At 52.1% G+C, this 12,316-nt stretch carries 11 protein-coding genes; 7 read left to right on the top strand and 4 right to left on the bottom strand.

Annotated features, from left to right (window positions below; all coding sequences use genetic code 11):
• Window positions 1–8 precede the first annotated feature (8 nt).
• Window positions 9–623: a cyclodeaminase/cyclohydrolase family protein gene (locus F3H20_RS06735; protein ID WP_149734180.1), complete on the top strand. Its 615-nt coding sequence runs from the start codon at window positions 9–11 to the stop codon at window positions 621–623.
• 242 nt (window positions 624–865) lie between these two features.
• On the opposite strand, the gene F3H20_RS06730 is transcribed toward F3H20_RS06735, so the two are convergent.
• Both F3H20_RS06730 and F3H20_RS06725 read right to left on the bottom strand, forming a co-directional pair.
• A complete protein-coding gene (locus tag F3H20_RS06730; protein ID WP_149734179.1) occupies window positions 866–3,043 on the bottom strand; it encodes a Tex family protein in 2,178 nt (725 codons plus the stop codon).
• A gap of 315 nt (window positions 3,044–3,358) precedes the next feature.
• The gene (locus tag F3H20_RS06725) at window positions 3,359–4,387 is read right to left on the bottom strand and encodes an HD-GYP domain-containing protein (protein WP_149734178.1); all 1,029 of its coding nucleotides are present in this window, start codon (window positions 4,385–4,387) and stop codon (window positions 3,359–3,361) included.
• 205 nt (window positions 4,388–4,592) lie between these two features.
• Here F3H20_RS06725 and F3H20_RS06720 point away from each other — a divergent pair, with 205 nt between their 5' ends.
• The 3 genes from F3H20_RS06720 (at window position 4,593) to F3H20_RS06710 (ending at window position 7,620) form a co-directional block, all read left to right on the top strand.
• On the top strand, window positions 4,593–6,959 hold the full coding sequence (locus F3H20_RS06720; RefSeq protein ID WP_149734177.1) for a diguanylate cyclase: 2,367 nt from the start codon (window positions 4,593–4,595) through the stop codon (window positions 6,957–6,959).
• A 121-nt stretch (window positions 6,960–7,080) separates the two neighbouring features.
• Window positions 7,081–7,278, top strand: coding sequence for a ferritin family protein (locus F3H20_RS06715; protein WP_149734176.1), 198 nt, complete (start codon window positions 7,081–7,083; stop codon window positions 7,276–7,278).
• 21 nt (window positions 7,279–7,299) lie between these two features.
• Window positions 7,300–7,620, top strand: coding sequence for a spore coat protein (locus tag F3H20_RS06710; protein ID WP_223191658.1), 321 nt, complete (start codon window positions 7,300–7,302; stop codon window positions 7,618–7,620).
• Between the two features lie 84 nt (window positions 7,621–7,704).
• Here the strand turns inward: F3H20_RS06710 and F3H20_RS06705 are convergent, their stop codons facing one another.
• Window positions 7,705–8,589 (bottom strand): diacylglycerol/lipid kinase family protein, encoded by an 885-nt coding sequence (locus F3H20_RS06705; protein WP_149734175.1) that lies wholly within the window; start codon window positions 8,587–8,589, stop codon window positions 7,705–7,707.
• A 252-nt stretch (window positions 8,590–8,841) separates the two neighbouring features.
• Between F3H20_RS06705 and F3H20_RS06700 the strand changes: the two genes are divergently transcribed.
• Window positions 8,842–9,270 carry a Fur family transcriptional regulator gene (locus F3H20_RS06700; protein ID WP_149734174.1) on the top strand — a complete coding sequence of 143 codons (429 nt, stop codon included), beginning with the start codon at window positions 8,842–8,844 and terminating at the stop codon, window positions 9,268–9,270.
• Between the two features lie 161 nt (window positions 9,271–9,431).
• Window positions 9,432–10,319 carry a peptidase MA family metallohydrolase gene (locus F3H20_RS06695; protein WP_149734173.1) on the top strand — a complete coding sequence of 296 codons (888 nt, stop codon included), beginning with the start codon at window positions 9,432–9,434 and terminating at the stop codon, window positions 10,317–10,319.
• Window positions 10,320–10,342: 23 nt separating this feature from the next.
• On the opposite strand, the gene F3H20_RS06690 is transcribed toward F3H20_RS06695, so the two are convergent.
• Window positions 10,343–10,561 (bottom strand): hypothetical protein, encoded by a 219-nt coding sequence (locus F3H20_RS06690; protein WP_149734172.1) that lies wholly within the window; start codon window positions 10,559–10,561, stop codon window positions 10,343–10,345.
• A 372-nt stretch (window positions 10,562–10,933) separates the two neighbouring features.
• On the opposite strand from F3H20_RS06690, the gene F3H20_RS06685 reads away from it, so the two are divergent.
• On the top strand, window positions 10,934–12,277 hold the full coding sequence (locus tag F3H20_RS06685) for a phosphomannomutase/phosphoglucomutase (protein ID WP_149734171.1): 1,344 nt from the start codon (window positions 10,934–10,936) through the stop codon (window positions 12,275–12,277).
• Window positions 12,278–12,316 lie beyond the last annotated feature (39 nt).

Raw genomic sequence — 12,316 nt, 5'->3', positions numbered from 1 at the left:
AGTGCCTGATGATTACAACACTTAGTATCCGGGATTATGCCCAAAGCATGGCGCTGCGGCAGCCACCGCCCGGCGGCGGCAGTACGGCGGCGCTCAGCGGTCTTTTGGGTGTCAGTCTGCTGGCGCTGCTGATCAATTTGGTGCTGCCTGGCGCTGCAGCGGCGCTTGACGAACCGCAACAGCAACTGGCGGCACTTCGTGAACGGCTGTTATCGTTGGCAGAAGAGGATGCGGTTATTCTGGCCGACGTGCTGGCGGCATTTCAGTCAGGTGCGTCGGCCGTCCGTGAGGATGACCGGGCGCAGGCGGTGCTGCTGCAGGCCGCCTGCGTTCCGCTGTCCATTGCTGAGAACTGCCTGCAGGCGCTGCAGGTGGGGGAGCGGGTATTGGCGGCGCTGCCGCCTCACGCGCAGGGAGATTTGCTGACCGCGGCCTTGGCTTGCCAGACCGGCATCAAGGGGGCGCTGCTAAGTGTCGCCGCCAATCTTCCCTGGCTGGCCGATGCCGGCCAGGTACAGAAGCTAAAAGCGCGGCTGCAGGAGGTCAAGGAAAGCCAAGCCCGGCTTGTGGCCGGTTTGACCGACAGTATATATGCGGTACAGCCCTATCAAATACTGCGTTAAGGAACCGCTGATGTAATGAACCTGCCGGCCTGGTGAGATATTTTTTCAGCGGGCAAGGAAGTAAAACGGCAAGTCCCTACTTCAAGGCTTGACTGACGCAGCCAGACGGAAAAGGATCCGCCAGGCTGCGCTGTGTGAGTAAAGCAGTGGTTCCCTGACGGCAATAAATAAAGCCAGCCGATGCTGCTTATAGCAGTGTCGACTGGCTTTATGTTTGCGTTCAAGCGGTAAATCCCTCTGTTTTACTGGTCTGGTTTAGCCTGTTTGAGACTTAGACCAATCCGGTTGCGTTCTTCTTCCACGCTAATGACCACTACCTCCAAAATATCACCGACGGAAACGATGTCCAGCGGGTGACGGAAAGGCTTATGGCTCAGCTCGGAACGGTGAATAAGGCCGTTTACTTTAATGCCGATATCGACAAAGGCCCCAAAGTCGGTGACATTCTGGACCGTTCCCTTAAGCCTGGTGCCGGGAGTGATATCGGACAGTTTCATGATGTTTTTGCGGGTCAGCGGCAACGGCGTATCTTCCCGCGGGTCCCGGCCAGGTTTGGCCAGAGCGGCCAAAATGTCGCGGACGGTTGGCTCGCCGGCCGCCAGTTCCCGGGCCAAAGCAGCGGCATCGGCAGTTTGCAGCTTAGCCTGCAAGGCCGGCAGGCGGTCCCTGTCCTTCAGATCACCTGTGGTAAAGCCCAGACGGGACAGGAGTTTTTCGGCTAAGGCATACGATTCGGGATGCACCGGAGTGTTGTCCAGCGGGTTGTCAGCATTGCGGAGCCGTAAAAAGCCGGCGCACTGGGTAAAAGCAGCCGCGCCTAAGCGGGGGACTTTCAGGAGCTGCCGGCGCGACAGGAAAGAACCGGACTGGTCGCGGTAGGCCACGACATTTTTAGCAACGCTGGCGTTGATGCCGGCCACATGCTTCAACAGTTCAACCGAGGCGGTGTTCAGTTCGACGCCGACGTGGTTGACGCTGGATTCGATCACCTGGTCAAGTGTGTCACCCAGTTGTTTTTGATTTACGTCATGCTGGTACTGACCGACACCGATGGATTTCGGGTCGATTTTAACCAGTTCGGCCAGCGGGTCCTGGACCCGGCGGGCGATGGAGACGGCACCGCGAATGGACACATCCAGTTCGGGCAGCTCCTCCTTGGCCAGCTTGGAGGCCGAATAGACCGAAGCGCCGGCCTCATTGGTGATGATATAGCGGACAGGCAGATTGTTTGTATTGATTAGGCGGGCCACGCATTCCTCGGTCTCATAGGAAGCCGTGCCATTGCCAATAGATATCAGGCTGACGCCGTGGGTTGTAATGGCGTTATGCAGCGTTACCAGGGCCTTTTCCTGCTGGGCGGCCCCCAGCGTGAGATAGAGGGTGTCTGTAGCCAGTACCGTACCGGTGGGACTGACAATCGCCATTTTGCAGCCTGTCCGGTAACCGGGATCGAGTCCCATAATGGTATGACCGGCTAGCGGGGCCTGCAGTAAAAGCTGACGGAGGTTGAGGCCGAACACCCGGATGGCCTGCTCTTCGGCATTTTCCGTCAACTGGGAGCGGATCTCCCGTTCCATGGCAGGAAACAGGAGGCGCTTATAACCGTCAGCAATGGCCACTTGCAGAGTCTCGCTAAAAATTGAGCTGCCTGTAACGGTTTTCCGGATGATAAAGGAAATCAACTGCTCATGAGGAGCAGTCAACGTGACTTTTAACATTTCTTTTTTTTCGCCGCGGTTGACTGCCAGCACGCGGTGGGAGGGAATGCGCTTGACCGGTTCATGGTATTCCTTATAGGTTAAGAAATCAGCGCCCTGTTCCTCCGGTACGGCCAGCTCGGTCACCAGCTCGGCGTTCTGCCAGAGCTGCTTGCGAATGGCACTCCGGATATCGGGCTGCTCGCAGACTGTTTCAGCGATAATATCCATGGCTCCCGTCAAGGCGGCCTCGGCAGTGAGAATATCCTTTTCCGGGTTTATGAAGGCGGCGGCCTCCTCCAGCGGCGTACCGCTTTGCAACTGTTGAGCCAAAACAAGCATTGTCAGTGGCTCCAGACCCCGTTCCCGGGCTGTCTGGGCTCGGGTGCGCTTTTTGGGACGGAACGGCAGGTAGAGGTCTTCCAGGTCTTGCAGCTTACTACAGGACTGAATAGCTGTGGTAAGCTCAGGGGTTAATTTTCCCTGCTCCTCAATGTTGCGCAGAATTTCTTCCTGCCGTTTAACCAGGTTTCGCAAATATTGCAGCCGTTCTTCGGTTGTGCGGATTTGTTCCTCATCCAGCTCCCCGGTGGCTTCTTTCCGGTAGCGGGCGATAAAGGGGACGGTATTGCCGTCGTCCAGCAATTTGATGACAGCCTCGATTTGGTAAGGCTTTACCTGTATTTCCCGGGCAATGAGCAAGGGGATATCTTGTAACAGCAAAAAAATCACCTATTTTCTAAGGAACCGCTGTTGTAAGGTGCCTGTCGACCCGCTGAAAAAAAGCAGTCAGGACACGCAGGGCGAATAAATCAATGGTTCCTAAAATTCTTCCATTATTATACCATATTCTTTATGGAATATAGCCGGTCTGGTGCCTTGTGCCACTTAAAACATAGGAAAAGCTCGCAAGGGTTTTTCGTTCCCCTGGGTGGAGGAACGGGGCATATCTAAGAAATGTCAATAAAGAGGGACGGAAAAGGTGAAAAAACAGGCTCCCTTAGTCTGGCGATGGGATCGCTGGCTGGCGGGAGCCTGTTAGGCTTCAATTAACTCGGTAATGGTCAGCGTGGGCCGGTAGACCAGATTGATGTCCATCGCGGTCTGTCCCTGATTGATAACAAGGCGAATGGTGGGACGTAACGGGAAATGCATCCGGTTGTTGATCACATAGCCGGTTTGTCCGGTATTGAGACGGACCAGGGAGCCAACAGGATAAACCACTACAGTATGGAAAAAAGCCTTCAGCAAGTTCAAATCATATAAAGTATTACCGGCGGACATCATCCGCTCCGATATTTCATGCAGCGGGGTTCCGTCCAGCATGGCCTGGGCAACATCCCGGTCATAGCGATTGGCAATTGCCACCAGACGGGCCAGCGGATGAATGGCTTGTCCGGACAAGCCATTCGGTACGCCGGTGCCGTCGTAGTGCTCATGATGCTGGGCCGCGATGCCGGCGACGGTCTTACCGACGCCTGTCTTTAGCAGAAATTGATGGCCCAGGGCGGTATGAAGATCCCCGGCCGACAAGTTGCCGTCAGAGGCCAGGGGGATGATGTTCTTACCGGTGTCGTGCAGAAGCGCCCCCAGCGCCAGGTCCCGCAAAATCGGGCGCGGCATCTTGAGATACAGCCCGGTAATAACAGACAGCAGGCAAACATTAATAGCATGGTTGCTGTCATCCGGCGAAGGCTGGCGGATTTGGCAGTTCATGATTTGCGGCATGTGCTGTTCCAAATGGGTAATGGTGGTATCGGTTGCCGTTGCCAGCCGGCGAAGCAAGACGCTGCGCTGCTCCGACTGCAGAAACTCCTCGGTGGTGGCTTTGAAAATATATGTAAAGCAATGGAACAGTTCGGTTCGCAGGGCGGTCGTGATGACATCGGGCGGCCGCAGGGAATCGGCATAGGGATCGCTAACATACACATGTGGAATACCAAGCTGCTTTAGACGATGAATATATGCCTCGGTTAAGGTAATTCCTTTTTCCAGTAATAGTTTGCCGGCTGTATCAGTAAGATCTTTGGCAAGCACCATACCGGCTTTCGCGTTTTCCACACGCATTTTGATCACCTCTAAAAAGGTATTATCCGTGTACACCTATTATACAATAATATTTGTCAAAGAGAATGCCCCTAGGTCCCGGAGTGCTAGGACTTAAGTCTTATCTTATGTCACTTTTTGCAACTTGCAAGATGTATTCTGACGAACCATCGCAGGTTTACTTTCATATTATGTAAAAAAAGGGAGTTGCAGGGGAGGGAATGGAATGTCCCCATTGCTAGACAAAGCAAAAATCAAGTTAAGTTTGCTGGCAGTCGGGTTTGTCCTGTTCGGAATTCTGGGATTGATATCCTGGCGGCCGGGGCTATTTTATTTCGTTTTTCCGGTGGAGACCTACTTGTTTATGCATACTATATTCGAGTTTTCCAGCATCATTATTGGCATTTCCGTGTTCTTGATTGTTTGGTATAGCTGGCCGCAAACCCATAACGGACGGGATTTGGTCATCGGGATATCCTTTCTTGCCGTTGGCTTGTTTGAATGGGCCCATATTCTGGCCTGTAATGGAATTGCTGACAGTTTTCTCATTAACCGTGAAAACCAGACTGCGGCTTTTGCCCTGGCAAGCAGGTTTTTTGCGGCAGCCGGGCTTTTTTTTGCCGCTTTCACTCCCCGCCGCGGCCGTTATAGACTATCTGACCGCCTGCATTTCACCTGTTCGGGAATCGGTGTAGCGGCCGGGGTGATGCTGGTTATTCTCGGATTTTCCAATTACCTGCCAACCATGTACCGCCATGGCCAGCCTGATGGTGCTTTTCTTGTAGGAGTAGAGAGTGTGATCGTTGGCTTGCATATTGCCGCTTTGTACCGGTTTGCCCGGCGCAGTCCCGGTGAACAGCATGTCTGCCAGTTGCGCACCGCTCTCGTTTGCAGTCTGGCTGGCGAGATCGCTGTCATGGGTTTTGGCACAGGCGGTCACGACAGCTATGAACTTATGGGCAGTCTGTATCGGCTGGGCGCCTATTGTTTTGTCCTGAAAGCGCTGTTCGGAACTTCGGTGCTCCACCCCTATATCCGGATTTCCCGGCTGGCCAGATCACTGCGCAACTTGTCGGTACGCAATGCCAAGCTGTACAAAGAGGCACAGAACAACCATCAGCTGCTTAAAGAAACGTTAGTTCAGCTCGGTGCAATGGTGGCTTCCAAGAACAATCTGGAGGAGATGCTGGAACAGGTTATCCGTTCGGCGGCGGCTGTATTTAAATGTGATCATGCTTATCTGGCATTGGCCGAGGGTGAACCGGCCAGATTGAAGCTGGTTGCCTATATCAGCAGTTTTAAACCACCGGCCGAGTTATTGCCGGATCAAAGCCTGCTGGGAGAGGTATTTGCCAGCAGGCAGGCTATCGTCATTGACAGCTTTGCCCAAGCGCCCAAGAAGGTCGCCCATACGCTGGATGCGGCCGGACTTCATTCCATGGTGGGGGCGCCTATCCGGCATAATGGAGATATCATCGGTGCGATCGGACTTTTCTCCCGGCGGTTCGGTAATTTTACCGACAGCGATGCCGCTCTTTTGACGGTGTTTTCCCATCAGGCCGGCGAAGCGATCAAGAACGCCCGGTTTTTTGCCCATACCGTGCAGAGCCTGAATGATCTTAGGGTGCTCTACGATATTGTCAAAGAGATTGCCGTGCAGTTGTCACCAAGCGATCTATTGTGTCAGGTGACAATGAAGCTGCAAAGTCTGTTTCAGGCCGACGGGGCGGTTGCCTTTATCATGCATCACCGGGATGACGGTTTGCATACGGAAAAAGTGTTTAGTGAGAATTTCACCGACGGCGAGATTAAAAACCTGGGCAAGGTGTTTTCTGATAATAAAACAAGCTGGCCCTGGGGTGATCTGGAGGAAAGCCTTGTTACCATGTCCATTCTCAATCAGCGACGGCTGCACATTATGCCGTTAATATCGGGCGGCATTCTGCAGGGCCTGTTGGTGTTTAGCTGGCAGGATCCGAAAATCGAGATTCCCTCCGGTCTGGAAATTATTTTGAGCACCATTGCCCGCCAAACGGCAGTGGGGCTGGAGCGGGCCTATCTATATGACAACATCCGGGAAATGGCTCTGACCGATGCTCTGACTAGGCTGCCCAACCGGCGACAGTTTGACAGTTGTCTGACAAAGGAGTTTAACCGGGCTGTGGTGTATCGTCGACCGATTACCCTGGTCATGCTGGATATTGACTTTTTTAAGAAAGTCAATGATACCTGGGGGCATTTGGCGGGAGACGCTATTTTACAACAACTGGGCACAAAAATAAAATCCCTGTTCCGTAATACCGACTTCCCGGCCCGTTACGGCGGCGAGGAGTTTGCCGTCATCCTGCCGGAGACAGCCGAGGCGCAGGCCTGGGAACTGGCGGAGCATTTCCGTCTGCAGATCGCGGCAGAATCTTTTCAGGTGGAGGAAAACTGCATCAAGATTACCGTAAGCCTGGGCTTGGCAACGGTGTCCGACGATATGCTGTTCAAGATGACGGCTACCCGCTTGCTGGAAACGGCTGATCAGGCACTGTATGAAGCAAAGCAAAGCGGTCGCAACCGGGTGGTTGTCTGGCAAAAGAATGCGTGAACCCTTTCCTGACCGACCCTGTATATTCTGACTGTGCCGGGTAATGCTATGGATGAGCGCAGGCGCTCTAAAATAGCAGTCCGCAGTGAGGCACCGGGGCTGCCGGAAGGGAGGGATCAGAGTGTTATCACAAAAGGAGCTAATGCAGATTGAGGATTTTCTGGGCATGGAGCAAACTAGTGTGAAAATGTTGAACTATTTCGCCACCAACGTACAGGATAATCAGGTGAAGCAGTTATTTCAGCAGATGGCCCAAAAAAATCAGCAGCATTTTCAAACCATCAGCAAGCATCTGAACGCAGGACAAACGCTGCAATAAATTGTGAAGAGGTGAAGACACGTGGCACAAGGTCAGCAAAAAGGCGGAAGTCAGTCCAATCAAATGGTCATCAACGGACAGGGGATGCAGTATACCGACCGTGATATTCTGCAGGTATGCCTGAATGAAACAAAACACACGGCCGAATCCCTGAACACCTATATCCTGGAGGCCTGCAGCGATCAACTGCGCCGGGACTATATGACTGTTTTGGGGGATTTATATAGCCAGCAAAAACAACTGTTTGATGTAATGCAGCAAAAAGGCTATTACGACGTGAAAAACGCCAATGCCCAGGATATTTCCCAGGCAGCCAGCAAGTTTAGCAGCCAAAACGGCTAACACTTCCTATAAAAAGGAATCCCGTGAAATTTTCACGGGATTCCTTTTTATTTTATTAGGAAACAGTTATCTATGCAAGATGATCTATAGCGGCATAAACACTTTCACCCGGTTGGGAATAACCGAAAGCGTCAGCGGCAGGTAGGGGCCCCGCTCGCCGTCCAGATCGCTTTCCAGCATTTCGTCGCAGGTGATGGTGATATTCCGGGCCTGCAGGTAGGTGATGTTTTTGTGATTGGTATGGTTGCCGGTGGCCAGGTTGATTAACAGGCGCATAAACTCGGTGACATTACAGCGGGTTACAATCAACAGGTCCAGTTTGCCGTCATCCAGTCTGGCCTTCGGAGCCAGATTGGGAAAGCCGCCGGCGGCGCCGCTGTTCATAACCAGAAAGAGCAGAATGTCATCTTTAATTACCATGCCGTCAGCATTGATTTCAATTGGCAGAGAGCGGAAATAAGGGATGGTTTCCAGGGTTTTCAGGTAATAGGCTACTTTGCCCAAGGTGTTCTTTAAGGCCGTATCGGTGTTGTGGACTACCGAAGCCAGTAGCCCGGCAGAGGCAACGTTGATAAAGTATTTATTGTTGATCAGGCCGACATCAATGGTTTGCCAATGGCCCTGACAGATAATCTGGACGCATTGCTCAATGTCGCGGGATATTTTTAAGAAGGTAGCAAAGTCGTTGCTGGTGCCACAGGGAATAATCCCAAGCGGCAGAGCTGTTTCGGCCTCCAGCATGGCATTGATAACCTCATGCAGGGTGCCGTCGCCGCCGGCGGCGATAATTCCGTCAGCGTGTAGTTCTTCGGCAAGCCGGACAAAGCGCGGCGTATCCTCCTTGCTTTCGGTGCGGGCCGGGATTAGCAGGCACTGCTGGCGTTGAAACAGACGTATGGCGGCATCCAGCTCATTTTTAAAATAAGCATTGCCGGAAAGTGGATTGTAAATTAGTAAAAAACGCTTCACAGCAACCTCCTGGTAGAATCGAAAAATTTGCATATCCTTAATCTTACCATTTACAGGAAGAAAAAGATAGCGTTTTGTTCGACTGAACGGCTACGTATTGATTGTACCTGTCTGGCTGCCCGGTTGCAAGGGCTTGTCAAGAGTTTGTAAAGTTTTTGTAAATGTTTTTCTTGACAAGAAAAATCAAGCTAATGTAAAATAAATATAACTAAACAATAATTATTATCTATAAAAAATTAAGTTGGTGAATGTATGGATTCAATTACAACGTTACTCAGGAACAGAGGGTTTAAAGTTACTCCCCAGCGACTGGCCATTTACAAAGTGCTGGTCAATACCAGGTCACACCCCAGTGCCGAAATGATTTTCAATGATTTGCAGCCCGTATATCCTACGATGAGTCTGGCAACCGTGTATAAGACAATTGAGATTTTGCAGGAGCTTGGTTTGGTGCAGCGCCTGAATGTCGGCGAGGACAGCTTCCGCTACGATGCCATCGTGGATACTCATCCGCATATCCGATGTCTGGGCTGCGGCCGGGTGGATGATCTGGAGGAGGTCGATTCCCAGGAGTTCGTGAAATCCATTGACGAGACAACTTCCTATAAAATAACCGGGCAGCAATTTTATTTCTTTGGCTATTGCCCGGTTTGTCAGAAACAAAAGAAGCATCAAAATTAATTTTATAAACCCGGACTTCCCGGGTTTATTTTTTTTGCCTGTAACGCAGTAGCGCAGATGACTGCCTGACTGTTTACATAATTTACTGGTGGCAAAGTCCTTTCTAAATGGCTATAATGGATATTTGCTAGTTGTTATGTAAATTAAAAGGAGGTGCCGTTATGCGCATAGCAGGAAACCAGCAGGAAGTAACCTTGCTGGCTGGTGTTATCGGTGTGGCTTTACTGTTTTTACTGTTACTTCATGGGCCGGTAAGGCTGCAAGCTTGGCTGTATCCGCTGGCAAGACAGGCGGCACAAGCCAAAATACAGTTTGAGACCCGTAACATGGAGCGATTTGAAACAGAACATTTTGTGATTAAATATACTCCGGCCGATCAGGCATCGCTGACTTTGGTAGGCGAAGCCGCCGAAGCGGCCTACCGGCCGGTTACCCAAATAATGGGTTACCAGCCGGCAGGAAAGACGCTGATCGTTATTTATCCGGACAAAACAGAGCTGCGTAAAGCCTTTGGCTGGTCCGGCGACCAGAGCGCCATGGGCGTGTACTGGGGCGGCGCTATTCAGCTTTTATCGCCGCAGGCCTGGCTGCAGCAGGATGGCGACCAGAAGGAACAGTTTATCCGGACCGGTCCGATGGTCCATGAATATACCCATCTGGTCTTTGACTATATGACCAATGGCAATTATCCACGCTGGTTTACGGAAGGCCTGGCCCAGTACGTGGAATACCGGGTAAACCGGTATGAGTGGGTGACTGCCAAGAACAAACTGACCGGCAATCTGTACTCGATGGCGGAACTGGAAGGCGGTTTTGACGATTTGCCTAATCAGGCGCTGGCCTATCGTGAATCACTGGCGGCGATTCGCTATATTGCTGAAGTGCATGGCCAGGATAAGCTCAACGGTATTATTAGCCGCCTGCAGCAGGGTGTTCCCGTCAAAACGGCAATTGAAACGGTGCTGGGGATGGACTATGACCAGTTTAACCGGGAATGGCCGGACTGGGCTAAGAGCCATATGCAGCAGGATACCTGGGATGTGAAATAACCCAGAGAAGTATAAACTCCGGGTTATGGCTCGTCAGCGGTGTCTTCCGGCAAAGCGAGGTCCGGTTCATCCGTGTCGTCGTTGCGGTTATCCAGCTTACACAGAATTTGGGAAAGCAAGTCGATAATCTGCTTGTTTTGGGCGACGACCACATTTTGGTCCTGGGCGATGTTTTTTAGCAGAACCAGATTCTGGTTCAACTCGCCCAGTACATATTTTATGATTTTTTCCGGAGAAGCCATGGCGTACCTCCTTGGGTATGATTTAGGGCTTTCTTTTTTGAGGAATCACTGATGTAATGAGTCTGTCGGACTGGTGAAGTTTTTCGTCGGAAGAAAGTAAAACCGCAAGAATAGTTAGGCTATTTCAAAGTTTTACTGACACAGCCAAACTAAAAAAATCCGCCAGGACACGCAGCGCGAATAAATCAGTGGGTCCTTCGTACTATATATGATATGCGCGACCGGGCAAAATAGTTCCGGAAAATGGGGGTGAGGGAGGTTGCTTGTATTTAGCCCGGGGCTCGTGCTACAATAATCGTGGAGAGGATTCTGGTGTAGTAACCAGCTCAGGTGTCGCTAAATGACTTGTCACTACACTTGAAAGGAGCTTGTATGAGCATATTTCACGCATGCGATATTCGCGGCATTGCGGATACTGAGCTTACGGAAGCCGTGGCACGCAAGATTGCCAGGGCTGTGGGAATTAAATTAACCGGGCGAAGAGTTGTGGTCGGCGGTGATGTGCGGCTGTCTACGCCGCGGCTGCAGGCGATCATGGTGGAGGAGCTGGCTGCTGCGGGTTGCGAAGTCATGGATATAGGCACGGTAGCTACGCCTGTTTTCTATTTTGCGTTAAAAAATATGGACGCCTTTGGCGGGGTGATGGTCACGGCGTCGCATAATCCGGCTCCCTATAACGGCTTTAAGCTGGTGCTTGGGCCCCAGCCGGTTACGGAAGCGGATATCCGGGAAATTGAACGTCTGGTTAATGACGGCGCAGTCATCCGGAGCGAAGGCTCTGTGACGAAGGCGGACATTATTGGCCGGTACATAGAATATACGGCCGGAAAGGCCCGGCAAAACGGAATGAAGGTTGTGCTGGATGCCGGCAACGGCGCTACGGCCGACATTGTTCCCCGGTTGTTTCGCACACTAGGTTATCAGGTGGAGGAGCTTTTTTGCCAGCCTGACGGGAAATTTCCCAACCGGTCTCCCAATCCGGCGCTGGCGGAAAACCTGGCAGCTCTCGGCGCCAAGGTCCGCGAGGTCGGCGCTCAGATCGGCGTGGCTTTTGACGGCGACGGTGACAGGGTGGCTTTTGTCGATGAAAATGGACGGGCTGTGGATAATGACGATATCATGGTGTTGATTGCCCGTTACTATCTGGAGCGGCAACCGGGTACTATCATTTATGACGCCAAATGCTCGATGGTTGTGCCGGAGGAGGTAGCCAAAGCCGGCGGCAAAGCCGTTATGGCCCGTGCCGGCCACACGTTCAGCAAAGCGGCGTTTCTCCGGGAAAAGGCGCTGTTTGCCGGTGAGATCAGCGGCCATTTCTTCTTTTCCGAAATGGGCTATGACGACGGCATGTTTGCCGGGCTAAAGGTTTGTGAATTCGTGGCGGAACATGGTTCGCTGGCGGCGTTGATTGACGCTATTCCCAACTATAGTCTGACGCCGGATATCCGGGTTTGCTATACCGGGACGGACAAGGCGGCGATTCTGGCTGGCGTGGCCGAACGGCTGGCGGCATACCAACCCAACCTGATTGACGGCGTACGGGTGGAATTTGCCGACGGCTGGGGTATGATCCGGGCCTCGGTTACCGAACCTTTATTTACCCTGCGGTTCGAGGCTAAGACCCCGGAGCGGCTGCGCGAGATTATGGACTTGTTGGTTGCTGCGTTGCCGGTAAACTTGCAGATAACGGTCAGCGAAGCGATAAACAAGCTGTAGGCTGTGTAATTAATGATTTTTTAGGAAGCAAAAGGAGCT

Origin of the sequence: Propionispora hippei DSM 15287 (genome assembly GCF_900141835.1) — a bacterium.
GTDB lineage: Bacteria > Bacillota > Negativicutes > Propionisporales > Propionisporaceae > Propionispora > Propionispora hippei.
This window is presented reverse-complemented; position numbering and strand designations above follow the sequence as displayed.

Excerpts from the sequence above, each read along its gene's own strand:
- F3H20_RS06735 (WP_149734180.1), top strand. The coding sequence starts at position 9 with ATGATTACAACACTTAGTATCCGGGATTATGCCCAAAGCATGGCGCTG.
- F3H20_RS06725 (WP_149734178.1), bottom strand. The coding sequence starts at position 4,387 with ATGCGTGTGGAAAACGCGAAAGCCGGTATGGTGCTTGCCAAAGATCTT.
- F3H20_RS06720 (WP_149734177.1), top strand. The coding sequence starts at position 4,593 with ATGTCCCCATTGCTAGACAAAGCAAAAATCAAGTTAAGTTTGCTGGCA.
- F3H20_RS06700 (WP_149734174.1), top strand. The coding sequence starts at position 8,842 with ATGGATTCAATTACAACGTTACTCAGGAACAGAGGGTTTAAAGTTACT.
- F3H20_RS06695 (WP_149734173.1), top strand. The coding sequence starts at position 9,432 with ATGCGCATAGCAGGAAACCAGCAGGAAGTAACCTTGCTGGCTGGTGTT.
- F3H20_RS06690 (WP_149734172.1), bottom strand. The coding sequence starts at position 10,561 with ATGGCTTCTCCGGAAAAAATCATAAAATATGTACTGGGCGAGTTGAAC.
- F3H20_RS06685 (WP_149734171.1), top strand. The coding sequence starts at position 10,934 with ATGAGCATATTTCACGCATGCGATATTCGCGGCATTGCGGATACTGAG.